Origin of the sequence: Dactylosporangium sucinum (assembly GCF_014647515.1) — a bacterium.
GTDB classification, from domain to species: Bacteria; Actinomycetota; Actinomycetes; order Mycobacteriales; family Micromonosporaceae; genus Dactylosporangium; species Dactylosporangium sucinum.
On record NZ_BMPI01000015.1, the window covers coordinates 39,813 to 65,941 of the forward strand.

General features: G+C 73.1%; 29 protein-coding genes. 19 read left to right on the forward strand and 10 right to left on the reverse strand.

What is annotated here, in order from left to right:
- Window positions 1–41 precede the first annotated feature (41 nt).
- A complete protein-coding gene (locus IEZ31_RS17265) occupies window positions 42–962 on the forward strand; it encodes a DUF389 domain-containing protein (RefSeq protein WP_190250894.1) in 921 nt (306 codons plus the stop codon).
- A complete protein-coding gene (locus IEZ31_RS17270; protein WP_190250895.1) occupies window positions 955–1,896 on the forward strand; it encodes a small ribosomal subunit Rsm22 family protein in 942 nt (313 codons plus the stop codon). Before IEZ31_RS17265 ends, IEZ31_RS17270 begins: the two co-directional genes overlap by 8 nt.
- Here the strand turns inward: IEZ31_RS17270 and IEZ31_RS17275 are convergent, their stop codons facing one another.
- A complete protein-coding gene (locus tag IEZ31_RS17275; protein ID WP_308429398.1) occupies window positions 1,897–3,750 on the reverse strand; it encodes a glycoside hydrolase family 9 protein in 1,854 nt (617 codons plus the stop codon).
- Window positions 3,751–3,987: 237 nt separating this feature from the next.
- On the opposite strand from IEZ31_RS17275, the gene IEZ31_RS17280 reads away from it, so the two are divergent.
- From IEZ31_RS17280 to IEZ31_RS17295, 4 genes are read left to right on the forward strand one after another with little or no spacing between them, the layout of a single operon-like run.
- Window positions 3,988–4,509: an SRPBCC family protein gene (locus tag IEZ31_RS17280; protein WP_190250896.1), complete on the forward strand. Its 522-nt coding sequence runs from the start codon at window positions 3,988–3,990 to the stop codon at window positions 4,507–4,509.
- A gap of 43 nt (window positions 4,510–4,552) precedes the next feature.
- On the forward strand, window positions 4,553–5,077 hold the full coding sequence (locus tag IEZ31_RS17285; protein ID WP_190250897.1) for a PadR family transcriptional regulator: 525 nt from the start codon (window positions 4,553–4,555) through the stop codon (window positions 5,075–5,077).
- The gene (locus IEZ31_RS17290) at window positions 5,074–5,751 is read left to right on the forward strand and encodes an ABC transporter ATP-binding protein (RefSeq protein ID WP_229835310.1); all 678 of its coding nucleotides are present in this window, start codon (window positions 5,074–5,076) and stop codon (window positions 5,749–5,751) included. Before IEZ31_RS17285 ends, IEZ31_RS17290 begins: the two co-directional genes overlap by 4 nt.
- On the forward strand, window positions 5,748–8,027 hold the full coding sequence (locus IEZ31_RS17295) for an FtsX-like permease family protein (protein WP_190250898.1): 2,280 nt from the start codon (window positions 5,748–5,750) through the stop codon (window positions 8,025–8,027). The genes IEZ31_RS17290 and IEZ31_RS17295 overlap by 4 nt, the downstream gene beginning before the upstream one ends.
- Before the next feature lie 96 nt (window positions 8,028–8,123).
- On the opposite strand, the gene IEZ31_RS17300 is transcribed toward IEZ31_RS17295, so the two are convergent.
- Entirely contained in the window at window positions 8,124–10,874 is a 2,751-nt protein-coding gene (locus tag IEZ31_RS17300; RefSeq protein WP_229835312.1) for a cellulose binding domain-containing protein, read from the reverse strand.
- Between the two features lie 120 nt (window positions 10,875–10,994).
- Between IEZ31_RS17300 and IEZ31_RS17305 the strand changes: the two genes are divergently transcribed.
- Window positions 10,995–12,062: a hypothetical protein gene (locus IEZ31_RS17305; protein ID WP_190250900.1), complete on the forward strand. Its 1,068-nt coding sequence runs from the start codon at window positions 10,995–10,997 to the stop codon at window positions 12,060–12,062.
- Here IEZ31_RS17305 and IEZ31_RS17310 read toward each other — a convergent pair whose 3' ends face one another.
- Both IEZ31_RS17310 and IEZ31_RS17315 read right to left on the reverse strand, forming a co-directional pair.
- Window positions 12,063–12,497, reverse strand: coding sequence for a hypothetical protein (locus IEZ31_RS17310; RefSeq protein WP_190250901.1), 435 nt, complete (start codon window positions 12,495–12,497; stop codon window positions 12,063–12,065).
- A gap of 166 nt (window positions 12,498–12,663) precedes the next feature.
- Window positions 12,664–13,872, reverse strand: a complete 1,209-nt coding sequence (locus tag IEZ31_RS17315) for an ROK family transcriptional regulator (protein ID WP_190250902.1) — start codon at window positions 13,870–13,872, stop codon at window positions 12,664–12,666.
- 64 nt (window positions 13,873–13,936) lie between these two features.
- Between IEZ31_RS17315 and IEZ31_RS17320 the strand changes: the two genes are divergently transcribed.
- Together IEZ31_RS17320 and IEZ31_RS17325 are read left to right on the forward strand one after the other, a co-directional pair.
- Window positions 13,937–15,019: an amidohydrolase family protein gene (locus IEZ31_RS17320; protein WP_190250903.1), complete on the forward strand. Its 1,083-nt coding sequence runs from the start codon at window positions 13,937–13,939 to the stop codon at window positions 15,017–15,019.
- A 10-nt stretch (window positions 15,020–15,029) separates the two neighbouring features.
- Window positions 15,030–15,623 (forward strand): GNAT family N-acetyltransferase, encoded by a 594-nt coding sequence (locus tag IEZ31_RS17325; RefSeq protein WP_190250904.1) that lies wholly within the window; start codon window positions 15,030–15,032, stop codon window positions 15,621–15,623.
- Here IEZ31_RS17325 and IEZ31_RS17330 read toward each other — a convergent pair.
- Window positions 15,553–16,497, reverse strand: a complete 945-nt coding sequence (locus IEZ31_RS17330; RefSeq protein ID WP_190250905.1) for a hypothetical protein — start codon at window positions 16,495–16,497, stop codon at window positions 15,553–15,555. The two genes, IEZ31_RS17325 and IEZ31_RS17330, sit on opposite strands and share 71 nt — an antisense overlap.
- 17 nt (window positions 16,498–16,514) lie before the next feature.
- On the opposite strand from IEZ31_RS17330, the gene IEZ31_RS17335 reads away from it, so the two are divergent.
- The gene (locus IEZ31_RS17335; protein WP_190250906.1) at window positions 16,515–17,144 is read left to right on the forward strand and encodes a ribonuclease FAU-1 family protein; all 630 of its coding nucleotides are present in this window, start codon (window positions 16,515–16,517) and stop codon (window positions 17,142–17,144) included.
- Window positions 17,145–17,208: 64 nt separating this feature from the next.
- Entirely contained in the window at window positions 17,209–17,370 is a 162-nt protein-coding gene (locus tag IEZ31_RS17340; RefSeq protein ID WP_190250907.1) for a hypothetical protein, read from the forward strand.
- Window positions 17,371–17,483: 113 nt separating this feature from the next.
- Here IEZ31_RS17340 and IEZ31_RS17345 read toward each other — a convergent pair whose 3' ends face one another.
- The gene (locus IEZ31_RS17345) at window positions 17,484–18,698 is read right to left on the reverse strand and encodes a PQQ-dependent sugar dehydrogenase (protein WP_229835314.1); all 1,215 of its coding nucleotides are present in this window, start codon (window positions 18,696–18,698) and stop codon (window positions 17,484–17,486) included.
- A 99-nt stretch (window positions 18,699–18,797) separates the two neighbouring features.
- Between IEZ31_RS17345 and IEZ31_RS17350 the strand changes: the two genes are divergently transcribed.
- Window positions 18,798–19,349: a P-loop nucleotide/nucleoside kinase family protein gene (locus tag IEZ31_RS17350; protein WP_190250909.1), complete on the forward strand. Its 552-nt coding sequence runs from the start codon at window positions 18,798–18,800 to the stop codon at window positions 19,347–19,349.
- On the opposite strand, the gene IEZ31_RS17355 is transcribed toward IEZ31_RS17350, so the two are convergent.
- A complete protein-coding gene (locus IEZ31_RS17355) occupies window positions 19,306–19,701 on the reverse strand; it encodes a DUF4180 domain-containing protein (RefSeq protein WP_190250910.1) in 396 nt (131 codons plus the stop codon). The two genes, IEZ31_RS17350 and IEZ31_RS17355, sit on opposite strands and share 44 nt — an antisense overlap.
- Entirely contained in the window at window positions 19,694–20,125 is a 432-nt protein-coding gene (locus tag IEZ31_RS17360; protein ID WP_190250911.1) for a helix-turn-helix domain-containing protein, read from the reverse strand. Before IEZ31_RS17360 ends, IEZ31_RS17355 begins: the two co-directional genes overlap by 8 nt.
- Before the next feature lie 101 nt (window positions 20,126–20,226).
- Here IEZ31_RS17360 and IEZ31_RS17365 point away from each other — a divergent pair, with 101 nt between their 5' ends.
- From IEZ31_RS17365 to IEZ31_RS17395, 7 genes are read left to right on the forward strand one after another with little or no spacing between them, the layout of a single operon-like run.
- Complete coding sequence (locus IEZ31_RS17365) at window positions 20,227–20,565, forward strand: ArsR/SmtB family transcription factor (RefSeq protein WP_190251034.1); 339 nt, start codon at window positions 20,227–20,229, stop codon at window positions 20,563–20,565.
- Complete coding sequence (locus tag IEZ31_RS17370; RefSeq protein ID WP_190250912.1) at window positions 20,562–21,002, forward strand: SRPBCC family protein; 441 nt, start codon at window positions 20,562–20,564, stop codon at window positions 21,000–21,002. Before IEZ31_RS17365 ends, IEZ31_RS17370 begins: the two co-directional genes overlap by 4 nt.
- Before the next feature lie 6 nt (window positions 21,003–21,008).
- Entirely contained in the window at window positions 21,009–21,755 is a 747-nt protein-coding gene (locus IEZ31_RS17375; protein ID WP_190250913.1) for an alpha/beta fold hydrolase, read from the forward strand.
- An 11-nt stretch (window positions 21,756–21,766) separates the two neighbouring features.
- Entirely contained in the window at window positions 21,767–22,102 is a 336-nt protein-coding gene (locus IEZ31_RS17380; RefSeq protein WP_229835316.1) for a hypothetical protein, read from the forward strand.
- Window positions 22,103–22,144: 42 nt separating this feature from the next.
- The gene (locus IEZ31_RS17385) at window positions 22,145–22,498 is read left to right on the forward strand and encodes a DUF1304 domain-containing protein (RefSeq protein ID WP_190250914.1); all 354 of its coding nucleotides are present in this window, start codon (window positions 22,145–22,147) and stop codon (window positions 22,496–22,498) included.
- 8 nt (window positions 22,499–22,506) lie between these two features.
- Window positions 22,507–23,355, forward strand: coding sequence for a hypothetical protein (locus tag IEZ31_RS17390; RefSeq protein WP_190250915.1), 849 nt, complete (start codon window positions 22,507–22,509; stop codon window positions 23,353–23,355).
- A gap of 30 nt (window positions 23,356–23,385) precedes the next feature.
- Window positions 23,386–23,586 (forward strand): virginiamycin B lyase family protein, encoded by a 201-nt coding sequence (locus tag IEZ31_RS17395; RefSeq protein ID WP_229835317.1) that lies wholly within the window; start codon window positions 23,386–23,388, stop codon window positions 23,584–23,586.
- On the opposite strand, the gene IEZ31_RS17400 is transcribed toward IEZ31_RS17395, so the two are convergent.
- Both IEZ31_RS17400 and IEZ31_RS17405 read right to left on the reverse strand, forming a co-directional pair.
- Window positions 23,579–24,592: a phosphatase PAP2 family protein gene (locus IEZ31_RS17400; RefSeq protein ID WP_190250916.1), complete on the reverse strand. Its 1,014-nt coding sequence runs from the start codon at window positions 24,590–24,592 to the stop codon at window positions 23,579–23,581. The genes IEZ31_RS17395 and IEZ31_RS17400 overlap by 8 nt on opposite strands.
- 83 nt (window positions 24,593–24,675) lie before the next feature.
- A complete protein-coding gene (locus IEZ31_RS17405; RefSeq protein WP_190250917.1) occupies window positions 24,676–25,920 on the reverse strand; it encodes an EAL and HDOD domain-containing protein in 1,245 nt (414 codons plus the stop codon).
- Between the last annotated feature and the right edge of the window lie 209 nt (window positions 25,921–26,129).

The following is a 26,129-nucleotide window of genomic DNA, read 5'->3' on the forward strand; positions in this document are numbered from 1 at the left end:
GCGGCGTCAGCCTAGCGACCGGGTACGACAAAATCTCATCCGTGCTGCATCTGAGGGTCATCAGTCCGCCCGCCGACACCGACCGGGTCGTCGAGCTGCTCACCGTGGAGGCCGGCGCGACGAATCTCGTCGTGTTCCCGGGTGCGGCCCGGCAGCCGGCGGGCGACGTCGTCATGTGCGACGTCGTGCGCGAGGCCGGCAACCCGGTGCTGGCCAAGCTGCGCGCGATGAAGCTCCACGAGCGTGGCTCCATCGCGATCGAGAACGTCGACGTCTCCCTCAGCAGAAGCGCCCAGCGGGCCGCCGACGCCGCGCCCGGGCTGGCCGCCGACGCCGTGGTCTGGGACGAGATCGAGCAGAAGACCGGCGAGGAGACCGACCTCTCCGGCACGTACCTGCTGATGCTCGGCATCGCGACCATCATCGCCGGCATCGGCGTGCTGCTCGACCAGCCGATCCTCATCGTCGGCGCGATGGTCGTCGGCCCGGAGTTCGGCCCGCTCGCCGCCCTGTGCGTCGGCATCGTCCGGGCACGCGCACGCACGATGCGACGAGCGCTGACCGCCCTCGGTGTCGGGTTCCCGATCGCGATCGCGGCCACGATCGTCAACACCTGGCTGCTCGACCTGCTCGGCCTCGTCGACAAGGGCATGCTGCTGCGCGACCGGCCGCTCACCGACTTCATCTGGCAGCCCGACGCCTTCTCCTGGATCGTCGGCTTCTTCGCCGGCATCGCCGGTATGCTCTCGCTGACCAGCTCGAAGGCCGGGCCGCTGATCGGGGTGCTGATCTCGGTGACGACCGTGCCGGCCGCGGCGAACATCGCGGCCGCCCTGGCCTACGGCGTGTGGCACGAGGCGTGGGGCTCGACGGTCCAGCTGTTCCTCAACCTCGCCGCGATCGTCGTCGCCGGGGTGCTGACCCTGCTCGTCCAGCGCTGGTGGTGGCGTCGTCGTGTCTGACCTGAGAGAAGCCCTCGACGCCCTGCTCGAGGACGTGCCGCCGGCCCGCCTCGCCGACTCGGTGCAGCGGCTCATCGCCGACTACCGCAGCGGCCGGCCGGCCGACGAGCCGCTCATCCGCACCATGGTCGATGCGACGGCGTACGCGGCGTACCGGATGCCGGCCACGCACGCCGCCGTCGCGAAGGCCCTCGCGATGCTGCCGCCGATCGAGCCGCGGAGCCTGCTCGACGTCGGCGGCGGCACGGGCGCGGCGACGTGGGCGGCCGTCGACGCCTACGGGCCGCTCGACGCGACGGTGCTCGACCAGGTCCCGGAGGCGCTGCGGCTCGGCGAGCGGATCGCGAAGGGGCGCCTGGCCGCGCGGTGGCAGGAGTGGCGCCTCGGCGAGCCGTTGACCGAGGCCGACCTGATCACCGTGTCGTACGTGCTGACCGAGCTGACCGAGGACGATCAGCGTTCCCTGGTCGCCGAGGCCGGCGCCGCCGCCCGCCAGGCATTGGTCATCGTCGAACCGGGGACTCCCGAGGGGTACCGGAGAATCCTGACGGCAAGGGACGCGCTCATCGCCGCCGGATGGACCGTCGCGGCGCCCTGCCCGCACCAGGGCGCGTGCGGCATGCAGGGCAGGGACTGGTGCCACTTCTCGGCCCGGGTCAACCGGTCGGCGCTGCACCGGCGGCTCAAGGAGGCGCGGCTGGGCCACGAGGACGAGAAGTTCTCGTTCGTCGCCGTCACGAGGAACCAACCCGGCGCCGAGGGCCGCGTGGTGCGGCACCCGGCGTTCCGCAAGGGGCTGGTCACGCTGCAGGTCTGCCAGCCGGACACCACGGTCGGCCCGGTGCTGGTGCCGAAGCGGGAGGGTGCGCGGTACAAGGCGGCCAGAGACGCCGAATGGGGCGACCAGTGGCCGCCCCATCCCGACGAGAGCTAGTTACGAGTTGTCCGCCACGAAGGACGAGACGTAGGCCAGCGCCGAGTTCCAGTTGATGGTGAGCTCGTTCGTCGACCACGACTTGATGTCGTCCATGTAGCACAGCTGCGGCTTGCAGTCCTTCAGCGCGGCCGAGGCGACCTCGTCCTGCAGCTGCGAGTTCGGGCCGCCGGCCAGGGTGCCCCGCGGCGGGTTCGGCAGGTTCGGGTCGAGCTGGTGCGCGTACCAGCGGCTGTGCTGGTTCTTCGACGCCTTCTCGCCGTAGCCGGTGACGTAGGACTGGTTCAGCGCGTTGCGGCCGAGCAGGTAGTCCATGCCGGACAGGACGCCGTCACGGTACTGCTGCTTGCCCGTGATGTCGAAGGCGGTGGCCACGACGGCCAGGTTGTTGAGGATCTGGGCGTTCGAGCCCCAGTCGTAGCCGCCGTTCGGCGCGTACGGCTGGCCGTAGGCCTGGTCCGCGATGACCTTCAGGTAGCGGTCGGCGGCGGCCTGGACGGACTCGCGGACCCGGTCCCGGTCCGCCAGCTTGCTGTCGACGGTCGCCAGGTCGAGGCGGCCGAGCGCGGCGGTGTTCTGCCAGTCGAAGGCGCGGTCGAAGACGTCGGCCTTGTGCAGCGGCGAGCCGGTCACGTCGGCGGAGTACTGCTTGTCACCGGTGGTGAGGTACAGCTCCGCGGCGGCCCAGTAGAACTCGTCGGCGACGTTCCAGTCGCCGTACGCGCCGCCGCCGGTCGAGTCCGAGTCGGGGGCCGTGATGCTCGGGTTGGCCTTGGCGGCCTCGTACGCCTTCTTCGCCGAAGCGAGCAGCTTGGCCGAGTAGCCCTTGTCGTAGTCGGCGAAGACGCGCGCGCCCTGGGCGGCGGCCGCGGCCAGGTTCAGCGTCGCCGCGGTCGACGGCGGCCTGAGCTGGCGCTGCTGCGGGTCGGCGGCCGGGTCCATCGGCAGGCCGGTCCAGGCCACGTCGTGGATCTTGTGGTGGGCCATGCCGGCGAGCTTCTCGCCGTCCGGCACCTGCATCTTCATGAGGAAGTCGAGCTCCCAGCGCGCCTCGTCGAGCACGTCGGGGGTCTTGCCGCCACGCTCGGGCAGGCGCAGCTCGCGGTCCTGCGACGCCTTCGGCGCGCGCTCGTACGTGCTGAGCAGCTGCGCGACCGAGATGCCGCCGTTGACGACGTACTTGCCGTGGTCGCCGGCGTCGTACCAGCCGCCGGTGACGTCGAGCGTGTAGTTGCAGCTGCCCGGGGCGCACGGGACCTTGGTGTCGCCGCCGTTGGGAGTGTCGGCGGTGTGGCCCGCCTTGCGGCCGTAGCCGGGCGCGATCTTGTTGTCGATCGCGATGCCGCTGCGCTGCGTGTAGAAGAAGGACAGCGAGTCGACGCTCAGCTGCTTGTACGCCTTGGGGTCGAGGTCGAACGGCAGGCTGGCCTTGCCGTCCACCTCCAGCGTGTAGGTGTTGCCCGAGCCGCGGTACTCGCTGAAGTCCACGACGTGGGTGTTCTGGCCGGAGCTGGCGTCCATGCCGTGCGGCTGTGACTCGCCGGAGGCGACGACCTTGCCCGAGTTGTCCTTGAGCTGCCAGGGCAGCGGCTGCGACGAGTCCGAGATGACCGTGGCCCGCTTCGGGCCGTCCGGAAGGTAGCCGACCTGGTTGACCCGCACCGGCGTGTCCGGGATGGAGTCAGGGGTGGCCGGGAATGCGTAGGCACTGCCGTCGTTGGCACCGGTACCGGGGAGTCCGGGGATTCCGCCGTCGTTGCCGGCGAACGCGATGGGCAGGGCCACCGCGGGAACCGCCACGATCGCCGCGATGGCGGCCATCCGGGCTTTGCGCGAAAGGGCAGGCAGGCGCACCAGCTCTCCTAGGTGGGATCGGTTGCGAGGGAGGTCGCTCCGGCGTCCCACCCAGGGGATAAATCGGGTGATAGCCGTTGCGTTCGGGCGAACCTACCGGGAGCCCAGATCGGCAAATCGGACATATTTCCTTGAATGTGACCTGGACCACTCCCCGCGGTGGCGGATGGCACATTTCCTCGTACAGATGAAGGAGGGAAGTTTGCGCAGGTCGCGTGTATATGCTTCGCTGGGCATATGAACTTCGACCCTGGGCCACCCGCCGAGGTGGCGTACCGGTCCACCGACGACGGCCGGTGGACGCTCCGCTTCGTCCGCGATCTGCGCCACCCGCCCGCGCGCGTGTGGCGGACGCTGACCGAGCCGGACCTGCTCGCGAAGTGGGCCCCGTTCACCGCCGACCGCGATCTCGGGACCCTCGGGCCGGCGACGCTGACGATGATCGACGGGGAGACGGCGGTCCCGCTGGCGGCCGAGGTCACGTCCGTCGACGCGCCGAGGATCCTGCAGTACACCTGGGGAGAAGATCTCCTGCGGTGGGAGCTGGCCGCGACGGCCGGCGGAACGCGGCTCACGCTCTGGCACACCCTCGCCGACCGGGACTTCGTCGCAAAGGTGGCCGCGGGCTGGCACCAGTGCGTGCGGGTGATGGAGCTGCTGCTCGACGGCACCCCGCACCCGCCGGTGCGCGGTGCGGACGCGCTGAACTACGGCTGGTCCGAACTGGAGGCGGCGTACCGCCGAGCGCTCTCTACATGAGGTGTATACACGGCATGTATACAAGTCGTGTAGAGTGCCGGGCATGTCCATCGGTCAAGCGTTTCTGGGGCTGCTCGAGTCCCAGCCGCGGCACGGTTACGACCTGAAGCGGGCCTATGACGAGCGGTTCGGTTCCGACCGGCCGCTCGCCTACGGCCAGGTCTATGCCACGCTCTCCCGCCTGCTGAAGCACGGCTTCGTCACGGTCGACGGGGTCGAGCCCGGCGAGGGCCCCGACCGCAAGCGGTATGCCATCACCCCGGCCGGCGTGGCCGACATCGAGCGGTGGCTCGGGCAGCCGGAGAAGCCCGAGCCGTATCTGCAGAGCGTGCTCTACACGAAGGTGGTGCTCGCGCTGCTCACCGGGCGGCCGGCCGCCGAGCTGCTCGACACGCAGCGGGCCGAGCACCTGCGGCTGATGCGCGAGCTGACCCGGCGCAAGGCCGACGGCGACCTGAGCGACCAGCTCATCTGCGACCACGCCCTGTTCCACCTCGAGGCCGACCTGCGCTGGCTGGAGCTCACCGCCGCCCGCCTCGACGACCTGGGGAAGCAGGTGCGACCGTGACGGCGCTGTTGACGGCCGAGGACCTGACCAAGACGTTCGGCAGCACGCCGGCGCTGTCCGGGGCGTCGATGTCGGTCGCGGCCGGCGAGATCGTCGCGGTGATGGGGCCGTCCGGCTCGGGGAAGTCGACGCTGCTGCACTGCCTGGCCGGGATCGTGCGCCCCGACTCGGGCGTGGTGCGGTATCGCGACCGGGAGCTGTCGGCCATGTCCGACACCCGGCGCAGCGCCCTGCGGCGCGGCGAGTTCGGGTTCGTGTTCCAGTTCGGGCAGCTGGTGCCCGAGCTGACCTGCCTGGAGAACGTGGCGCTGCCGCTGCGGCTCGACGGGATGCGCCGCCGGGAGGCCCAGCGGCGGGCCGCCGACTGGCTGTCCCGGCTGGAGATCGACCACGTGGCCGGCAAGCGGCCGGGCGAGGTGTCCGGCGGCGAGGGGCAGCGGGTCGCGGTGGCCCGGGCGCTGGTCACCGGGGCGCGGGTGGTGTTCGCCGACGAGCCGACGGGGGCGCTCGACTCGCTCAACGGCGAGCGGGTGATGCAGCTGTTCACGGCCGCGGCCCGGGACAGCGGCGCTGCCGTGGTGCTCGTGACGCACGAGCCACGGGTCGCCGCCTACTCCGACCGCGAGGTGGTCGTCCGCGACGGCAAGGCCCTCGACCTGGCGCGGGCCGCATGACCCGGTGGTTCGCCGATGTCGCGCTGGGGGCCCGGCTGGCCCTCGGCGGCGGGCGGGAAGGGCTGCTGCGCACCGGGCTGACGGCGGTCGGGGTGGCGCTCGGCGTGGCCGTGCTGCTGCTGTCGGTGTCGGTGCCGGCGATGCTCGGCGCCCGCGCGGCGCGCACCGACGCGCGCGACGACCTGCCCTGGGGCAGCGAGGCACCGGCCCGCACCGAGCACACCGTCCTCTCCCTGCCGGCCGACGACTCGTTCCGCGGGCGGGCCCTGCGCGTGCGGTACGTGCTGCCGGAAGGCGCCGACCCGGTGCTGCCGCCCGGCGTCAAGGCGTTCCCGCCGGCCGGCTCGATGCTGGTCTCCCCCGCCCTCAAGCGGCTGCTCGAGTCGCCCGACGGCGCGCTGCTGCGCCAGCGCTATCCGGCGCCGATCGCCGGCACGATCGGCGAGCCGGGGCTGGCCGGGCCGCGCGAGCTCGCGCTGTATCAGGTGCGCACCGACCTGCGCGAGGAGCAGTCCCGGGTGCTGCGCCTGGGCTCGTACGGGTCGCACAGCCCGTCCGACGGCCTCAACCCGTTCCTGCTCCTGCTCGTCGTGGTCATCTTCGTGGTGCTGCTCATGCCGGTGGCGATGTTCGTCGCCGCGGCGACCCGGTTCGGCGGCGAGCAGCGCGACCGGCGGCTGGCCGCGGTGCGCCTGGCCGGCGCCGACAGCGGGATGGCCCGCCGCATCGCGGCCGGGGAGGCGGTCGTCAGCGCCGCCGGCGGCGTCCTGCTCGGCGCCGTGTTCTTCCTGCTCGGGCGGCAGCTCATCGAGCGGTTCGAGGTCGCGCGGCTGAGCGTGTTCGCCACCGACGTGCGGCCGTCGCCGGGCCTCGCGCTGCTCATCGTGGTCGCCGTGCCGCTGGCCGCGCTCGCGATGACGCTGCTCGCCATGCGCCGGGTCGTCGTCGAGCCGCTCGGCGTGGTCCGGCGGGCGACCGCCCGCACCAAGCCCCGCCTGTGGTGGCGGGTCCTGCTCCCGGTCGGCGGGCTCGCCCTGCTGTATCCCTTGATCGGCACCAGGGGCGCGGAGTTCAACCCGTGGCAGGCCGTCGGCGGCGTCGTGCTCCTGCTGCTCGGCGTCGCGACCCTGCTGCCGTGGATGTTCGACCGGCTGGTCGGCCCGCTCGCCGGCGCCGGCACCCTGGCCTGGCAGCTCGCGGTCCGCCGGCTGCAGCTATCCGGCGGCAGCTCGGTGCGGGCCGTCAATGCCATCGCGGTCGCCGCGGCCGGCACGATCGCGCTGCAGATGCTGTTCTCGGCGGCCCAGGCCGAGTACACGAAGCCGACCGGCCAGGACCTCTCCCGCGCCCAGGCGATGACCGTGGTCGCCGACTCGCAGCTGGGCCCGGTCCGCGACGCCGCCGACGTCGACGCCCGGCTGCGGGCCGCGCGCGGCGTCACCGGCGTGAGCACCTACCGGCGCGGCGTCGCGACCACGGCCACCAAGGACGTCAACGGCGACCCGGCCATCGTCGAGGCGCTCGTGGCCGACTGCGCGGTCCTGCGCGAGCTGGCGACACTGCCCTCCTGCGCCGACGGCGACACGTTCGCCCTCACGCCCGGGCTGGCCGGCCAGACGGTGGAGATCAACGACCGGCCGTTCCTGGTCCCGGCGTCGACCCGCGCGGTGACGGCCCGCCCCGACCCGTGGGGCGACCGCCACGTGGGCCTGCTGTTCACCCCGTCGGCGGCCCCGCCGGTGCCACCCGAGGCGACGTACGTGTCGTTCGCCCGGCTCGACCCCGCCGACCCCGACGCGTCGGAGCACCTCCGCACCGCGGCCGCGGCCATCAGCCCGACGATGGACGTCAGCCTCCTGACCCAGCAGGAGACGGACACGACGTTCGCCGGCATCCGCCGCGGCCTGTACGCGGGGGCCACCGTGACGCTGCTCCTGGTCGGCCTGAGCCTGCTGGTCGGCACCCTGGAGCAGCTCCGCGAGCGCCGCCGCACCCTGGCCGCGCTGGTGGCCTTCGGCACCCGGCGCACGACGCTGGGCTGGTCGATCCTGTGGCAGACGGCGGTCCCGGTGGCACTCGGCCTGTTGCTGGCCACGGCGCTGGGCCTGAGCCTGGGCACGGTGCTGCTCCGCATCGTGGCGGTGCCGGTGCGGCCCGACTGGACGAGCGTGGGGTCGGTCGCGGCCATCTCCGCCGGCGTCGTCCTGCTGGTGACGACGGCCAGCCTGCCGGCGCTGTGGCGGCTGATGCGTCCGGACGGCCTGCGCTTCGAGTAGCCGCCCGCCCCGGGGGGCCGGAGCGGACCGGTGGCGCCGTGAGCGAAAAGGGCCGGTCCCCGCGGTTGGCGACGCGGGGACCGGCTGGAAGGGAGGTTACGCTACTGCGCAGGCCGCGCCGTTCAGGGTGAACGTGCTCGGCTTGCCGTTGGTGGAGTTGTTCCAGCTGGCGATGAAGCCGAACTCCACCGTGCCGCCGTTCGCGGCGATGGTTCTGGTGTAGTCGGCGTTCGACACCGAGGCGTTCGGGCCGGGACTCGTGGCCACGCCGCCCCAGATCTGCTGGATCACCTGGCCGTTGGGGTAGGTCCAGGTCAGGGTCCAGCCGTTGATCGCGGACGAACCGCGGTTGGTGATCTTCACCGCGCCCTGGAAGGCGCCGCCCCACTGGCCCGCCACCGAGTAGGTCACCGTGCAGCCGGCCGACGAGGACGGCGACGACGACGGAGACGACGACGCGGAGCGCGACGGGGAGGTCGAGACCGACGGGGACGGCGATGCCGAGGAGCGGGACACCGACGGGGACGGCGACGCCGAGAACGACGACGGCGGGGCGCCCGTGCGGTCACCGTAGATGATGCCGCGGCCGTTCGTCCCGAGGTACACCCGGCCGTAGATGCGCGGGTCGCCCGTGATCGTGTCGCCGATGTTGCCGTACTGGTGCTGGTCGTCGTTGATCCGGACCCAGCTGGCGGCGTTGTCGTCGGAGCGGTACACGCCCTTCTTGCCGTCCACCTGGCCCACCATGAACACCGCCAGGTTGGGGCGGCCGGGAGCGCCCTTGCCGAAGCCGATCGCGTCGGCCGCCTGCACCGTCGAGACCTTCGTGAACGAGGTACCGAAGTCGGTCGAACGGTAGAGGCCGCCCGTCTTGCCGGACAGCCAGATCTCGCCCGACACGCCCGGGACGGCCTTGAACAGCGCCGTCGACGGCAGGCCCGAGGCGGCCGCCGTGAACGAGACCCCGCCGTTGCGCGAGACGTAGAAGGTGCCACCCGAGAAGCCGTAGAAGATGCTCGAGTTGACCCGGTCCGACTCGACGATCGCGTTCTGCGGGATGCCGGAGGACTGCGTCCAGCTGTTGCCGAAGCCGACCGAGTACACGACCGCGCTGTTCTTGGGGGCCCACACGAACCGCGAGCCGTCAGCCGCGGCGGAGATCGTGCCGCCCTCGTTGATGCCGCCCGGCTCCGAGCCCTGGAACCAGTTGGCGCCGCCGTCGGTGGAGAACGCGGCGTGGCTGTCGTTGGGGCGGTCGGCGTCGGTGAAGTTGCCGGCGCGGACCATGACGCTCGGGTTGAGTTCGGCGTAGTCCAGGCTCGTCGTCGACGTGAACGTCGGCGCCGTGAACATCATCGACGGTACCGCATCCAGGTTCGTGTGGCGGAAGCCGGCGATGTCGCCGAGGCCGGAGACCAGCGGGGCGCCGGTGGGCGGGCTGATGAGGTCGAGGACGGCGGTCTCCTCGAGGCCCGGGGCCATCGGCTTGATGGTGATCTGGCCGCCCGAGTCCCACGTGGTGAGGTCGGTGCTGCCGTAGATGGTGGCGCCGGTGCCGTACATGAACCGGTTGGAGTTGAACGGGTCGATCTCCAGCGACTCGTTCATCCACCCCAGCTTCGGGGTGACCTCCGGGGGCTGCGGGTTGGTGCCGAACGTCAGCCAGGGCGAGCGGCTGACATCCATCTTGTACCGGAAGCTCCGGTTGGGGTAGCTGGTCCAGTCCCAGATCCGGGTCCACGTGGCCCCGCCGTCGGTGCTGCGCCAGAAGATCGCGTCCGGCCACCAGGACACCTGGGTGGCGACCATGATGGTGTTCGGCTTCTGCCGGTCGATGGTCAGGCCGCTGTAGCCGAAGTAGTCGTCGCTGCTGGACGACGGGACCGGGCTGATCTGCGTCCAGGTGCCGGTGGCGGTCGCGTACTTCCACACGTCGCCCTTGCCACCGTCGTACGGGCCGCCGGTGTCGGACGTGGCGATGTACAGGTAGCCGCCGCTGGTGTCCAGGACGCCCTTGTGCGCGATGTACCCGGTCGGCTGGCCGGCGACGCGCTCCCACGACGTGCCGCCGTTCGTGGTGCGGTAGATCGTGTTCTGCTTGTCGGCGACGCCGACGTAGATGGTCTGGGTGGTGTTTCCGGCGGTACCGGTGCGCTTGTCGAACGTCACCCAGACGACGCCCTGGTTGTCGGTGAGGTACTGGTTGGGGTCGCTCGGGTCCTGCGCGTAGTTGCCGACGTTGGGGAAGTTGCTGACCTTCGCCCAGGTGACGCCCGAGTCGGTGCTGCGCCAGAGGCCGTTGCCGCTGGGGGCGCCGAAGTACAGGATCGAGTTCTTGTTGGGGTCGATCGCCAGGCGCTCCCCCATCCCGCGGCCGGGCATGTTGCCGCCCAGCTTGAACGGCAGCGCCGTCGACTGCCAGGTCGCGCCCTTGTCGGACGAGCGCAGGATGGCGCCGTTGTTCGGGTCCCAGCTGTTGGTGTACATGCCCACGGCGGCGTACACCTTGTTCGGGTCGACGGCGTCGGTGGCGAGGCTGGCCACGCCGTTCCAGCCCCAGTTGTCCTGGCCCACCCAGTCGAGCAGCGGGATCCAGCGGTTGGTGGCGGGGTCGAGGCGGTACGCCCCGCCGATGTCGGTGCGAGCGTAGACGAGGTTCGCCTGGCTCTGGTTGAAGATGATCCCGGGGACGAAGCCCCCACCTTCGATCTGGACGTTCTTGAACGCGTAGGGGTCGGCGGCCGCGGCCTCCGCCGGCCGGACGGCGGTCTGCACGGCGACGCCGACCGCGGCGACCGCCACGGCAGCGACGACGAGGACGCCGACTCTCGTCGATCTGTTTCGCATACGGCGCATGCTCGGAGCGCGCAACCGGGCCGGTCAACGAACCCGCCGCGACACGCAGGTCAAGCGCTTCGACAGTGTGAAAGTCTCACAGTCGGTGACCGACCCGGTAGGTTGACGCGGGTGAGAGCCCGACCGCTGATCGCGCTCGCCGTCGCGCTGGCGCTCGGCGGGTGGCTGCTGGCCGCCCGTCCGGCGCACCCTCCGGTACCCCCGCCGCAACCTCAGGCTGCGAAGACTCCCGCGCCGCAGGTCGTGGCCCAGCGCCCGGCGACCACCCCGGCGCGCCTGGCCGACGGCACCGCGTTCACGCCGCAGTTCTATCCGGACGCCGCCACGGCGATCGGGACCGTGCGCTCGCCCGACGCGTCGGCCGAGCGCCTGGTGCTGGTGCGCGGCGGCGCGGAGCGGGAGCTGCGGCGGGTGCCGGCGGAGCGCTACCCGCAGTTCCTCGGGTTCGCGGCCGCCGACGGGGTGCTCTACTGGGCCGAGTCCACCGCCACGACCGCCGGGCCGTGGGAGACCCGCATGTGGAAGGCGTCGCTGGACGGCGGCGCGCCCGTCTCGCTCACCACCGACGCGGGCGCCGCGGTCTTCTTCGACTCGCAGTTCGACCTGGTGGTGGCCGAGGGCCGGCTGCACTGGATCGCCGCGCCGCCGGACGACTCCGACCGCACCGAGCTGCGCAGCGTGGCGCTCGGCGGCGGCAAGGTCACGGTCGAGTCGATGCCCGGGCGGTACCGCTGGACGACCTGGCCCTGGATGCAGAGCGCCGACGTGCAGAGCGGCCCGGTGGAGCTGGTCGACCGGGCGACCGGCCAGCGACGGACGGTCGCCGCGACCGCGGCCGAGACGCTCGGCTGCACGCCGGCGTGGTGCCGGTCGGTGGCCGCGACGGCGTCGGGCAACCTGTTCCAGGTCCTGTCCGCGGAGGGCGGCGACCGCCGCCGCATCCCCGGCGAGGTGAACGCGGTGACGGTGGACGTCGGCCTGATGGACCGCTACGAGGTGCTCACCGAGCTGGCCGACGAGAAGGTGCGGGTGCTCGCGTACGACCTGCGGGACGGCACGACGAAGCTCCTGGCCTCGGACGTCGGCGTGGTCGGCGCCCGCGGCCCAGTGGTCTTCTGGTCGACGGGCGCCGCCGCCCCCGAGACGTGGAACGCGCTGGACCTGCGCACGCTGCCCTGATCAGGGGCCGACCTCGTGGTGCTGCCGCTCGTCGGCGGCGCGCTCGTCCGGGTGCACCTGGGTGTCGGGCACGCGATCGTGGCCATGCCCGAGGACGCCCTCGATGAGCGCGTCGATCGGCTCGCTGATGTAATCGAACGCCGGCACCGCGATGTCTTCCGCCTCGTCCCGGATCGTGGCGAGGTCGATGGCCTCGTCGACGCGCGGAACGCCGTGTTCGTCCCTCTTCGACATGTTCGCCATACGTTCCAGGTATCCCACCGGGATCACCCCAAACGCGCGGCCTGGCACGCGCGTCGTACGAGCGGAGGCGGCGCGGTGGCGGCCGGCCACCTGGAGGTGCGGCCCGGCACCGAGCCCGCAACCCACCGCGCCGCTCCGTCGCGCCGCCTTGTCCACGCCGCCGCCCACGCCGCCGCCCACGCCGCCGCCCACGCCGCGATCTTGGAGTTGTGGTCCCGGATTTGTCGGAAATACGCGGATAAAGTCGGGACCACAACTCCAAGATCGCGCCCGGAGGGGCGGCACGGAGGGGGCAGCACGGACAGCGCGGCACGGACAGCACGGCACGGAGGGGGCCGCACGGACCGCGGCGCGGCGGTCAGGAGCGGGTGGACGCCGTCGGGGCCGGGAGCGTCTCCAGGGGGTTGCGCAGGAGCTCCGCGAACGCCAGCTCGGCCGCGCCGATCAGGGTCGCGTCGTCGGCCAGGCCCGAGATGCGCAGGCGGACACGCTCCCGGGACACCGCCAGCACGTGGTCGGCGATGCGGCGGCGGACGTGGTCGGCCGAGCCGAGGTACACCTCCCGCAGCATGCCGCCGAAGATGACCACGCCCGGGTTGAAGAGGTTGATGATGTTCGCGACGCCGATGCCCAGCCAGTCGCCGACCACGGCCAGGGCGTGCTGGGCGGCCTCCTCGCCGCGGTCGGCGGCGTCCACCACCGCGCGGACCGCGGACCAGCCGGACTGCGACGGCGGGCGGCCGGCCGCGTCCAGCAGCGCCCGCTCGCCCACCTCGGCCTCCAGGCAGCCGCGGGAGCCGCACATGCACGGGCGGCCGTCGTACGGGTTGACCACCATGTGGCCGACCTCGCAGCCGTAGCCGGCCTCGCCGTCCAGCAGCTCGCCCCGCACGATGATGCCGCCGCCCACGCCCGCGTCGCCGTGCAGGTATACCAGGTTCTGGGCGCCCATGCCCGCGCCGCGCAGCTGCTCGGCCCGCGCGCCCAGGTGGGCCTCGTTGCCGACCGCCACCGGCAAGCCCAGGCCCAGGCGGCGGCCCAGCTCGGCGCCGAACGCCTGGTCGACCCAGCCCATGTCCGGGCCGTAGCGGACCATGCCGTCGCCGGGGCGGATCATCCCGCAGTACGAGGCGCCGATCCCGGCGCACACCGTGCCCGGCGGGGCCGTGGCGTGCAGGCGCTTGCCGAAGCCGGCGAGGGCGCCGACGACGGTGTCGAGGTCGGCGCCGGCCCGCGGGCGGACGGCCTCCAGGCGCTCCAGGACCGTGCCGCCGAGGCCGACCCGGGCGGCCAGCAGGCGGTCGACGGCCACGTCGAAGGCCAGGACGTACACCCGGCCGGTCTCCGGGCGCACCACCAGCGACGGGCGGCCGGCCCGGCCGGTGCCGACCGGGAGCTCCTCGCGGACCAGGCCCGCGGCGGTCAGCTCGGCGATCAGGCCCATGATCGTGCTGCGGTTGAGGCCCGTGCGCTCGGCCAGCTCGGTGCGGGACAATGCGCCGTCGAGGTGGACATGGCGGAGCAGGTTGCCCAGGTTCCGCCGGCGGATGTCCTCCAGCTCTGGCATTGCGTAACGATACCCAGACGCGGCAGCGGGCCATGAACCCGCGAGTTCTGGGCACCTGGTCCCGATGAGGACGCTCATCGCCAACGTCCGGGTCTTCGACGGCCACGGACTGCGCCCACCCGGCAGTGTCGTGGTCGACGGCGACCGTTTCGGCAGCGGTACCGAGGGAGACCGCGTCATCGACGGCGCCGGCGCGACCGCGCTGCCCGGCCTGATCGACGCCCACCTGCACCTCGAGGGCCGGGAGTCGCTCGACCGGCTGGTGCGGGCGGGGGTGACCACCGCGCTCGACATGGGCAACGGCCCGATGGACAAGTTCGACGCGCTGCGGTACACCCGCGGACTGACCGACGTGCGCACCGCCGGCGTGATCGCGGCCGCCCCCGGCAGCATGCACGCCCACATCCCGTTCCTGCGCGACCACCTGGTGCACGGCGTGCAGGACGCGGAGGCGTTCGTGGCGGGGCGGCTGGCCGAGGGCGCCGACTACGTGAAGATCGTCGTCGGCAACCCGGAGCCCAGCCACGACCAGGCCACCCTCGACGCGATCACCGCCGCCGCGCACCGGCACCGCAAGCTCGTCGTCGCCCACGCGATCTCCATGGAGGCGTACCGCATGGCGCTGGAGGCCGGCGTCGACGTGTTCACCCACGTGCCGCTCGACCGGCCGCTCGACGAGGACACCGCCGCCCGCATCGCGGCCGAGGGCCGGGCGATGGTGCCGACGCTCATCATGATGGCGGGCGTCGTGGCGGCCGGCCCCGGGTTCCCGGCCCGGTACGAGGCCGCCGAGGAGAGCGTCGCCGTCGCGCACCGCGCCGGGGTGCCGATCATCGCCGGTACCGACGCGAACTCCGCCCCCGAGGTCTGGGCCAACCCGCCGTTCGGCGAGGCCCTCCACCGCGAGCTGGAGCTGCTCGCCGCGGCCGGGCTGAGCCCCGCCGAGACGCTGCGGGCGGCGACCTCGCGCCCGGCCGAGCGGTTCGGCCTGACCGACCGCGGCGCGATCCGGCCCGGCCTGCGGGCCGACCTGGTACTCGTCGACGGGGACCCGCTCGCCGACCTCGGCTCGACCCGCGCGGTCACCCGCGTGTGGTGTGGCGGCGTCGAGCACACCCCCGCGGAGCTCGCGCGCGCGGCGGGATAGCGTTGCGCCCGTGTTCTTCGGTGGCACGGGCGTGGCCGGGCTGAGCTGCCCGCTGGGGGCGGTGCACAGCATCGAGACGGGCCGGCTGCGGCTGGTCGTGGCGCGCCGGCGGGCGCTGGTGGCGCACTGGGATGGCCTGGACGAGCGGTCGCGGCAGTGGGTCGGCGTCCAGCCGGGCGATCTCTCCGAGAACCCCGCCGAGCCGGACGGGTCGGACCCGCTGCTGTGGCACGCGGACCGGGCGGAGTTCCTGGGGTACGACATCGAGACCGGGCAGGTCGTCTCGGCCGTCACCCTGTGGCGGGACGCCGGCGAGCACGTCGTCAGCGGGACGGTCGCCGAGCCGTGGCGCGGCCGCGGCTACGGCGCCGAGTCCCTCGCGCTGGTCTGCGCGATCGCGCACCGGCACCTGGGCATCGCCCGGCTGTGCGCCGGCAGCGCGGCCGGCGACGAGGCGGCGGCCCGGTGCCTCAGCGCGAGCGGGTTCGCCGCCGCGGGCGAGCCGGTGCCGTTCACCCTGCCGAGCGGGCGGGTCATCGAGGCGCGGCCGTGGGAGCGGACCGACCCCGAGGCGCGGCTGCGCTGCCGGAACCCGCCGTGGTGAGGGCCGCCGCCAGCTCGGCGTTACGCTGCGCGTAGCCGGCCCACGCTCCCGGGGTCGCCGCCAGGTGCGGGGCCGCGGCGCGTTCCCCGCAGGGCCGCTGCGCCCAGTCGATCAGCCGCCCCGCCCGTACCGTCAACGTCAGCAACACGCCGTCCGACCATCCGGCGGCGGTGAAGTCGCCCGGCTCGCGGCTCGTCACCCGCTGCGGTGCGGTGATCCAGTCCAGCGCCGCCAGCTCCTCCTGGATCTGCCCGGCCACCTCGAACGCGAGCGTCGCCGCCGCCTGGTCGCGCAGGGCCGCCAGATCGGCGCGGGCCCGGCCGACCGCCTCGGGGTCGCGGGCGAGGGTCGCGGCCAGCTCGGCGGCGAGCACCGTCCGGTCGGCGGCCGTCACGCCGCGCTTCTCCGCCATCGCGCGCTCGGCGCCGGTGAGCCGGGTGCCGGTGTACCGCAGGGGCCGGATCCGGTGCAGCCCGGACAGCGCCTGGCGGACCCGCTGGCTGCCGAGGTAGGGCCCGAAGGCGTCGGGTTCGTAGGACAGGCGCAGCCCGGGCGCGGCGCTGCTGTCGGTCAGCCCGAGGTACACCGGCGTCTCCATGCCGCCGCGGACCCGGTTCCAGCGGGGTTTGCGGTGCTCGAGGACGTTGCGCTCGAGCCAGGCGGCCTCGTGGACGGAGTCGCACACCAGCGCCTCGACGGCCGCGACGGCGGCGACCATGCGCACGAGATGCCGCCGGTCGCCGAGGTCCGACCAGTAGGACCCGACCCGGCTGCGCAGCTGCGTCGCCCGCCCGACGTAGAGCACCCGCCCGCGGCCGTCGCGGAAGCGGTACACCCCGGGCTCGTTCGGCAACCGCCCCCGCCCCGCCAGCATCACCGTAGTATGCCGCTGTGTTCGCTCCCGGGCAGATCGCCGCGCGGCGGTACCATCGTGGCCCGCACCTCACCTGGGCCCAGGCCACGATCGTGGTCACCGACGACGAGCGCGGGCTGCTGCTGTGGCTGCCGGAGGGGGCCGACTTCGCCTGCCGGGTCGAGCCCGACGGCGAGCCGCTGCGGTCCGGCCCGACGATCGAGTCCTACGGCGCCGCGCGCCTCGCGCTGCGCACCTGGCGGCACACGAGCATGCTCCAGCTGCACCCGCCGGGCGCCGCCCACTCGGTGTGGTGGCGCTTCACCGGGGGCGCGTTCACCGGGTGGTACGTCAACCTGGAGACGCCGCTCGTGCGCCGCGACGGCGGGATCGACATCGTCGACCACCACCTCGACATCGTGGTCGCGCCCGACCGGAGCTGGCAGTGGAAGGACGAGCAGGACTTCGCCGACTGCACCGGCGTGCCGGGCTTCTGGACCGCGGACGAGGCGGCCGTGATCCGGGCCGAGGGGCTGCGGGTGGTCGCGGCCGTGGAGGCCGGGCGGTTTCCGTTCGACGGCACCCTGTGCGGCTTCCGGCCCGACCCCGCCTGGCCGCGGCCGGGGCTGGGCGCCGAATCGCTCTCAGTTTCGCCTGGTGGGGGTTAGGTTGGTGGCGAAGGGGTAGGTCGCCGCTCGGCAAACGACCGGTTGATCACGCACGGGGCACCTGATGACGTTGAAGAAGACGCTGACGTTCGCCGCATGGGCGTTCGTCATCTATTTCGTAGCCTTCCGCCCGGACGCCGCGGCCAATGTCGTCCGCGGGATCGGGGGACTGATCGCCACCCTCGCCCGCGGGTTCGGCGACTTCTTCGCCAGGCTGATCACCTGACGCGGTGTCCGCCCCCATCCTTGTCGATCTTGCAGTTGTGGTGCCGGGACACTCCCTGAATGTCCGGTTCATCCGGCACCACAACTGCAAGATCGACGCGAGGCGACGGCGGCCTAGCGGGTCCGGAAGGTCAGGCGGAGGATGCGGTCGTCGTCGACGGTCGGGCCGCCCGGCCGGCGCCCGTCCCGGTTCGACGTGGTGATCCAGAGGCTGCCGTCGGGCGCGTTGATCGCCGTGCGGAGGCGGCCGTACTTCGTGTACAGCGCCTCGACGGGCTTGCCCGCGACGCCGGCCGCCGGGCGCCAGCGGATCTGCGCCGTCGCCGCGGGGCCGCCGGCCACCACCGGGCTGTTGATGTCGGCGGTGATCGTGTGGTTCAGCGGCACCAGGTAGATGCGCTGGCCGCGCAGGCAGGTGACGACCGCGGTGCCGCCGAGGATCGCCACGCCGGAGGCGACGCCGATCTCGGGTCGCCAGGCGGCGATCGGGTCGGTGTACTTCGGCTTGCCGCCAATGCCCTCGACCATCGGCCAGCCGTAGTTGCGGCCCGGCTGGATGAGGTTCAGCTCGTCCCACACGGCCTCGCCGATCTCGGACGAGTACAGCCGGCCGTCGGCGTCCCACGCCAGGCCCTCCGGGTTGCGGTGGCCGTAGGAGTACACGAGCGAGTTCTTGAACGGGTTGCCCGGGGCCGGCTTCCCCTCGGTCGTCATGCGCAGGATCTTGCCGCCGAGGCTGGCCAGGTTCTGGGCGCTGTCGGTGTGGGAGGCCTCGCCGGTGGTGGCGTAGAGGTACCCGTCGGGGCCGAACGCGAGCCGGCCGCCGTCGTGGATGCCGCTCTTCGGGATGCCGGTGACGATCGGCTTCGGCTTCTTGCCCAGGACCAGCTTCGCGATCCGGTTGTCGTCGTCGGTGGTGTAGTAGATGTACAGCGTGTTGTCGCGCTTGAAGTCCGGCGACGCGGCGACGCCCAGCAGGCCGCCCTCGTTGTCGGCGGTCGACTCGGTGATCCGGGCGACCTGGGTGACCGTCAGGTCGCCGCTCTCGTCGCGGTCCGGCCCGATCCGCAGGATGCGTCCGGTGCCGCGCTCGGTGACGATGCCGGCACCGTCGGGCAGGAACGTGACGCCCCACGGCACGGTCAGGTGCCGGGCGAGCACGCTCACCTCGACCTGGGCGTCCGCGCCGGCGGACGGGTCGGCCGGGCCGTGGTTGAAGTCGGTGGGATCGGTGACGGGCGAGTTGGTGACCTTGGCTACGGACTTCGGCGAGGTACACCCGGTCAGTAGGACGGCCACCAGCAGTACACCGGCCGCGGCAGAACGCACCGGGACACCATTGCCGACGTTCGGGCGGACCTCCCTCACCCGCGGCGACGGATAATCGGGTTTGTGCACTATTGCGAGCGCTGCGCTGACCCGACCGTCATGGCACCCGAGGGTGACGAGGCGGTGTGCCCCGTGTGCGGGGAGCGCCGGCCGGCCCGCCGGCTGCCCGCGTTCGTGGTCACCGGGGCGTCCGCGGCGGGCAAGACCACGGTCCTGCCGCACCTCGTCGCCGAGCTGCCCGAGTGCGTGGTGTTCGACGTCGACTGGCTGATCGGGCCGTTCCGCCGGGCGTGCTCGTTCGGCGAGGTGGACTGGCCGGCGTTCCGCGACGCGTGGCTAGCGGTGGCCCACGGCGCCGCGCAGGGCGGCCGGTCGGCGGTGCTGCTCGGCCCCTTCGTGCCGGCGCAGCTCGCCGACCTGCCGGCGCTGCGCTGGCAGTCGGCGGTGCACTTCGCGGTGCTCGACTGCGCCGACGAGGTGCGCCGGGCGCGGCTCGAGGCGCGCCCGGCGTGGCGGGAACGGGACGTCGACTCGCACCTGGCGTTCGCCGCGCACCTGCGCTCGACGCTGTCGCCGGTGCTGCGCACCGACGGCCCGACGCCGGAGGCTACCGCCCGCTCGCTGGCGGCGTGGGTGCGCGGCCTGCTGTGAGCCGGGCCTCGAGCGCGTCGAGGTCCCTGAGGAACCAGATGTGGTTGCCGCCGTTCGACTCGCGCACGAGCGCCTGGAGCGCCTCGCTCTGCCGGGTGTGCTCGTCGATGTCGCCGATGACGGCGAGGCGCAGGTGATAGTTGACGAACTTCTGCATGACCTCGCCGGCGAAGCGGGTGCCGAGCCGGAAGAACCGCTCGTCGAGGCGGTTCGCCGGGACGGCGACCACCTCGGCCCCGGCGAACGCCGCTCCGATGAGGTCGAGGGCGTCCTGCTCGGTCGCGACCGGCGGGCCCGCGGGGTCGCAGACGAGCACGGTCGTGGCGCCGAGCTGCCGGATCTCGTCAGCCATCGTTCCCCTCCAGGATCGCGTCGAGGAGCCGCAGCATCTCCGCGGTCGTCCCCGCTCCACCGATGATGATGATCTTCATCCGCTCCCGCTCGGGGTCGTGCACGACCTGCACGCGCAGCGGCTCGTCCGCGGCCCCGCGACCGTTCGCGCCGGCGATCACGAGCGTCTCGACCCGGTCGGCGGTGCGCCGGTCGACGCCGTCGACCTGCACGATGCTCGACACCTCGGCGAGCGGCCGCACGTGCTCGCGCGGCGACGGCTCGGCGATCCCGGTGAGCGCGTCGAGGTCGGCGCCGTTGATCCGGTACTGCTTGCCGATCCGCACCGCCTTCAGCCGCCCGGTGCGGATATACCCCCGGACGGTGCGCACGTGCAGGTTCAGCCGCTCCGCCACCTGCTCCACGGAGTACAAGTCATCCCTCATCGCTCCCCATCCTACCTGATGTCGACCGGATAGGGAGTGTTGCATTTACAACCAAATAGTTGTGCAACGGATTGGTTGTGGATAGGGTCGCAGGCGTGGTTGTGGCTGAGGATGAACTGAGTCTCGTGTTTGCCGCGCTCGCCGACCCCACGCGGCGGGCCATCCTGGAGCGGCTCGCCGACGGGGACGCCACCGTGCAGCAGCTCGCCGAGCCGTTCGCGATGTCGCAGCAGGCCGTCTCCAAGCATCTGAAGGTGCTCGAACGGGCCCGGCTCATCTCGCGCTCGCGGAGCGCGCAGGCCCGGCCCTGCACGCTCGACGGCGAGCACCTGGACGCGGCCGTCTCGTGGATCGAGCGGCACCGCCAGGTCTGGGCCGACCGGCACGACCGGCTCGAGGCCCACATCGAACGGCTTCGCAGCACAGGGAGGACACCATGAGCGAGCTCACCTTCCGGCGGGTCCACCGCGCCTCGCCGGAGCTGCTGTTCGACTGCATGACGACGCCGGAGCACCTGGCGCAGTTCTGGGGGCCGGCCGGGACCACGACGCCGGTCGAGAACATCACGGTCGACCTGCGGCCCGGCGGGGTGTTCGAGACCACGATGGTGAACGACAGCGACGGCGGCACCTACACCATGCGCGCCGTCTACACCGAGGTCAGCCGGCCCGACCGGCTCGCGTGGGTGGAGCCCGACGTCGAGGGCGGGATGACCACGACGATCACGTTCGTCGACCTCGAGGACGGGCGGACCGAGGTCGTCACGCACCAGACCAACGTCCCCGAGCAGTATCGCTCCCCCGCGGCCCGCGCGGGCTTCCAGACCAGCCTCGACCGTTTCGACGTCTACCTGCAGCGACTCACGAACGGAGCGTGACCAGACATGCCGACCGTCACCTCGGCCGACGGAACCCGGATCGCGTACGAGCGCGGCGGCAGCGGCCCCGCACTCGTCCTCGTCGACGGCGCGATGTGCTACCGCGCCGGCGGCCCGATGCGTCCGCTCGCGGCCCAGCTCACCGAGCACTTCACCGTGTACGCCTACGACCGGCGGGGACGGGGCGAGAGCGGCGACACCCTGCCCTACGCGCCGGAGCGCGAGGTCGAGGACCTCCACGCGCTCGTCGACGCGGCCGGCGGGGACGCGTACCTCTGCGGCATCTCCTCGGGTGCCGCGCTCGTCATGCTCGCATCGAGCAGGGCCCGGGCGATCGTCCTGTACGAGCCGCCCCTGCACGCAACGCACGACGACGACTACACCAAGCAGCTCACCGAGCTGCTTGACGAGGGGCGCAAGGGCGACGCCGTGGCGTTGTTCATGGCGAAGGTCGGCATGCCGGCCGAGGTCGTCGCCGGGTTCCGGGCCTCACCCGGCTGGGCGCCGCTGGAGGCGATCGGGCACACGCTCGCCTACGACGACGCCGTCCTGCGGCACTGGCGGCCGGCGGCCGTGCGGACGCTCGTGGTGAGCGGCGGCGCGAGCCCGCAGGGCCTGCGCGACGGGGCGAGGATCGCCGCCGGGGCCGTGCCGGGCGCGCGGGAGCGGGTCCTCGACGGCCAGACGCACGACGTCGACCCGGCGGCGCTGGCCCCGGTGCTGGTCGAGTTCCTGCTGGCAGGCGACCGCTAAACTCGGTCGGCATGACGACCCTGACCCGCCGCATCGCCCGCAAAGCCACCGTGGTCACCGCCGCCATCGTCCTGGGCCTGGGCGGACTCACCGCCTGCTCCACGGACAACGTCGAGTGCTCGACGAACGCCTGCACGGTCACCTTCGACCGCGGCGTCGAGGCCGAGTCGTCGGTCCTCGGCGTCGACGTGAAGCTCGTGGGGGTGGACAACGGCGTCGTCAAGCTCGATGTGGCCGGCACCACCGTGAGCGTCCCGGTCGACGGCTCGACCGAGGCGCAGGGCTTCAACATCACGGTCCAGGAAGTCACCGACAAGAACGTCGTGATCCGCATCCAGACCAGCTGATCGTCCAGAGTGGACACGGCGGCGGCCGGTTAGGCTGTCGCCGTGTCCTTTGTCGCCGGAGTCCTCGTCGGGCTCGTCGCCGCGTTGCACCTGTATTTCCTGGTGCTGGAGATGTTCCTGTGGACGGCGCCCCGCACGCGGGCGGCGTTCGGCACCACCGCGGAGTTCGCCGAGGCGAGCCGGACGCTCGCCGCCAACCAGGGGCTCTACAACGGCTTCCTCGCGGCCGGCCTGATCTGGGGACTGATCGACCGGTCGGTGCCGTTCCAGGCGTTCTTCCTCGGGTGCGTGATCGTCGCCGGGATCTACGGCGCCGCGACCGCGAGCCGGCGCATCCTGTTCGTCCAGGCCGTCCCCGGTGCGCTCGCCCTGGCCGCGGTACTGCTGGCGCGATAACGAACAGCGTGGATCCGCTCTCCGGGGTTGAGCGCGTCGGGTGGCAACGGCTGCACCACGCCTACGGGACGGCGCAGGACGTGCCCGGGCGCCTGCGGTCGCTGCTGAGCGCCGATGCCGGCGAGCGACTGGACGCACGGCAGGCGCTGGCCCACACCGTCTACCACCAGGGGACCCGGTGGGAGGCCAGCCAGGCCGTGGTGCCGTGGCTGGTCGCGCTCGTCGACGACGCCGGCACGCCCGAGCGCGGGAGCGTGCTCGGGCTGCTGGACGCCGTCGCGATCGGGGACCGGCGGGACGACCAGCTGCCGTTCGACGCCGCCGTCGCCTTCGCCGGCGAGGCCACCGGCGAGGAAGCGCGGTGGTTCGCCGGGCTTGAGGAGTGGTCGGACGAGGACATCGAGGCCGCGAATCGGGCGGCGGTGCGGTGGGAGGCCGACTGTTACCGGCGGGCCGCCGAGCACCTCGGCGCCGTCGTGCGGTGGGTGGCCGACCCCGACGACGCCGTCGCCGCCCGGGCCGCCGCGCTGCTCGCCTGGTTCCCGCCCACGCCTGCCGCCACGCGGGCGCTCGTGGACGTCCCGGCGGCTCGCACGGACGTGCGGCGCAGCGCCGACCTGGCGCTCGCCCACTCGACGGACGCCGATCCCGCGGTCGACGAGCGGCTCCGGGAGCTGCTGCCCGGCTTCACGGCGGCCGTCGCGCTCGCCTACCGGCGCGGGGACGCGCTGCCCGACGACGCGCTCGCGGTGCTCGTCGAGGGGGTCGACGCGGCCCTGCCGGCGGCCGTGCCCGGCTGGGAGCGGGCGCCGCGCGGGTTCGTCATGCTGGCGCTGCGGCGGCTCGGGCTCGGCTAGCCGCAGGGTCGGCCGCCGCCGAGGAGGGGCTTGTCGCGACAATTCCGGGCCGGCGGGTGCTGGTTCACCGAGTGGGCCGGCAACCGCATCGGCCACGTCACGTCGGGCGGTGTGGTGACGGCGCATCCGCTGCCGACGCCGGACGCCGAGCCGCACGGGCTGACGATCGGCCCGGACGGCGCCGTTCGGGCCGCCCTGGAGATCGGTTCGCTGGTCCGGCTGGCTAGTTGAGCCGGATGGTCTGCTCGGGGTCGGTGCCGTCGGGCGGCACGGCCAGCCGGTGGGTGGTGGCGTCGTCGTCGCCGCCGAGCCGCACCGTCGGCGGCTCGCGCTCCGGTGGCGGTGCGGACGGATCGTCGTCCGGGACGACCTGCGGGACGACGCGGTGGGCCGTGGCCAGGACCGACGCCACCATCAGGCCCGCCGTGCCCGCGATGCCCAGCGCGCCGCCCGCGTAGGCCGCGAACAGCCGGCCGCGGCTCAGGTCGTCGACCGCCTCGGCCAGGACCTCGTTCGTGACGTACATGGCGGCGGCCGCGCCCGCCAGCAGGCCCAGGCTGATGACGGCGAGGAAGATGGTCATGTACGTGCTGGGCTCGCCGTACTCCACCGATCCGTGGCGGCGCTGGGCGACCACGATGAACAGGCCCGCCAACGCCGCCCACGCGCCGACGATCAGCAGGGCGGCGACGGCGTCGCTCGGGCGGTGCCAGCCCGCCGACAGCGTCGCGACGCCGGCCAGGGCGGCGAAGCCCGCGGCCACCAGGGCGCCCGCGGGCCGGGCCCGGGCCGGCAGCACCAGCACGAACGCGACCGCGACCGACGCGGCGATCGTGGTGTGGCCGCTGGGCAGGCTGTTGCCGGCGGCGACGCGGTCCGGGTCGACGCCCAGGTCGGGGCGGTAGATGAGCGCCTTGAGCAGCTGCGTGGTGAGGTTGGCGCCGCCGATGAGCAGCACCGCGCCGACCGCCAATGCGACCCGCCGGCGCGCCAGCGCGATGAACCCGATGACGCCCGTGGCGACGGTCAGCGACAGGACCGAGATCCCGTTGAGCGTGTTGGAGACGACGCCCTCGATGCGGGTGCGCCCGATGCTGTTGCCGCTGATCGCGACGTAGTCGAGCTGCTGGCCGTGCAGGCCCTCGACGAAGAACCGCCACACCTCGACGAAGCCGGCCGCCGACGCGACCGCCGCCAGCAGCAGCCACGCCGCCAGCCCGATGGGCCACCCACGCATGGCGAGCAACATAGCGGAACTCCCCGCGCGGGGCAGCTTGGCATGCTCACACACCGATCCGGGCATCCCTGCGTGCCTCGGGGTCAGCCGCCGGGAGCCGCGGCCGGCGAACCGGCGGCAGCCGGCTCGGGCTCGGCCAGGGACGCGTTGGTCCAGCGGAGGGCGGCGAGCAGGTCGTCGCCGAGGTCGTTGCCGGTGACGGCGCCGAGGTAGCGGCGCACGTCGCCGAGGTCGTTGGCGGTGACGGCGCCGAGGTAGCGGCGCACGTCGCCGAGGACGCCGCCGAGCTCGCCGCGCTCGTGGGCGACCGCCTCCGCCACGTCGCCGGTGAGCGGGAGCTGCTCGGTGAGCGCGCTCGCCGGGCCGCCGACGAGGGCGCCGATCGCCGACAGCAGGCCGGCCGTGAACGCCGCCTGGCCGTTGCCGCCGCGGCGCTCGGCGACGGTCTGGCACATCCTGGCGCGTACCACGGCGCCGGTGAGCGCGGCCTCGTCGCCGCCGGCGAAGTCGGCCACCATCATGAGCGTCGCCCACTGGCGCACCTGGGGGACGCCCAGCAGTACCACCGCCTGGAAGATCGAGGAGACGGGCTGCTTGAGGCCGTTGGCCGCGGCGTTCACCCCGCGCAGGATGCGCACCGCGAGCGCCGGGTCACGCTCGATCGCCTCGACGGCGCGGTCCAGCTGGACGTCGTCGGCCGACAGCTCGGTCAGCAGCCGCATCCGGGCGAGCCGGCTCGGGGTCAGGGCGCGGGTGGTGACGAGGTGCGGGTGGCTGAGCGCGTGCCCCTGGAAGAGCTGGAACCCGAGCCGCTGGGCCCGGTCGAGCTGCTCGACCGTCTCGACCCGCTGCGCGACGAGCCGGATCCGCGGATGCCGCCGGCACCGTTGCACGGCCTCCTTGACCGACCGCGGATCGGCGCCCAGGTCGAGCTTGACGAAGTGGGCGTACCGCAGCAGCCGCGCCCCCTCCACCGCCAGCCGGTGCCCCTGCTCCGCGAGGGCGGCGACACCGTCGGTGACCTCGTCGTCCTCGGCCACATCGCCGGTGATCTCCAGCCCCACCCGCCCCGGCGGGAACGGCAGCGGCAGGTCGCCGGTGATGAACTCGCGGGTCAGGTTCACGAAGCACAGCTTGTCGCCGACGAGCTCCTCGATCCCGAACGCCGTGAACGCCTCGACGATGACCCGGCTGGTCGCGGCGCTGTCCCGGCTGGTGGCGTGCAGCGCCCCGGGCCCGTCGCGGAACAGCAGCTCGTACGCGGCGACGCGGCCCTGGTCGTCGTAGAGGGCCTGGCGGCCGATGTGTACGGGTCTCGTGCTGTCCACACCCGGTTATCGGCCGTCGCGGCCCGGATTGAAGCCAGGAACCCGGTCCCGCCAAGCGGACAATCGTTACGTGGTAGCGAAACTGGCGCTATAGGCCCAGTTTCGCTACCGCGTCATCGGTTGGTCCGGGGACGACGGCGATGGCAGCGTCCGTGGCGCCGGGGCGGATGCACCGGCGCCACGAGCGGTGTCTGGCGGGAGCGACGGTC

Bases quoted from the DNA above. Each gene is read 5' to 3' on its own strand.
- IEZ31_RS17280 (WP_190250896.1), top strand. From the start codon at position 3,988: ATGAACTTCGACCCTGGGCCACCCGCCGAGGTGGCGTACCGGTCCACC.
- IEZ31_RS17285 (WP_190250897.1), top strand. From the start codon at position 4,553: ATGTCCATCGGTCAAGCGTTTCTGGGGCTGCTCGAGTCCCAGCCGCGG.
- IEZ31_RS17295 (WP_190250898.1), top strand. From the start codon at position 5,748: ATGACCCGGTGGTTCGCCGATGTCGCGCTGGGGGCCCGGCTGGCCCTC.
- IEZ31_RS17300 (WP_229835312.1), bottom strand. From the start codon at position 10,874: ATGCGAAACAGATCGACGAGAGTCGGCGTCCTCGTCGTCGCTGCCGTG.
- IEZ31_RS17315 (WP_190250902.1), bottom strand. From the start codon at position 13,872: ATGCCAGAGCTGGAGGACATCCGCCGGCGGAACCTGGGCAACCTGCTC.
- IEZ31_RS17320 (WP_190250903.1), top strand. From the start codon at position 13,937: ATGAGGACGCTCATCGCCAACGTCCGGGTCTTCGACGGCCACGGACTG.
- IEZ31_RS17330 (WP_190250905.1), bottom strand. From the start codon at position 16,497: ATGCTGGCGGGGCGGGGGCGGTTGCCGAACGAGCCCGGGGTGTACCGC.
- IEZ31_RS17340 (WP_190250907.1), top strand. From the start codon at position 17,209: ATGACGTTGAAGAAGACGCTGACGTTCGCCGCATGGGCGTTCGTCATC.
- IEZ31_RS17350 (WP_190250909.1), top strand. From the start codon at position 18,798: ATGGCACCCGAGGGTGACGAGGCGGTGTGCCCCGTGTGCGGGGAGCGC.
- IEZ31_RS17355 (WP_190250910.1), bottom strand. From the start codon at position 19,701: ATGGCTGACGAGATCCGGCAGCTCGGCGCCACGACCGTGCTCGTCTGC.
- IEZ31_RS17360 (WP_190250911.1), bottom strand. From the start codon at position 20,125: ATGAGGGATGACTTGTACTCCGTGGAGCAGGTGGCGGAGCGGCTGAAC.
- IEZ31_RS17370 (WP_190250912.1), top strand. From the start codon at position 20,562: ATGAGCGAGCTCACCTTCCGGCGGGTCCACCGCGCCTCGCCGGAGCTG.
- IEZ31_RS17375 (WP_190250913.1), top strand. From the start codon at position 21,009: ATGCCGACCGTCACCTCGGCCGACGGAACCCGGATCGCGTACGAGCGC.
- IEZ31_RS17380 (WP_229835316.1), top strand. From the start codon at position 21,767: ATGACGACCCTGACCCGCCGCATCGCCCGCAAAGCCACCGTGGTCACC.
- IEZ31_RS17400 (WP_190250916.1), bottom strand. From the start codon at position 24,592: ATGCGTGGGTGGCCCATCGGGCTGGCGGCGTGGCTGCTGCTGGCGGCG.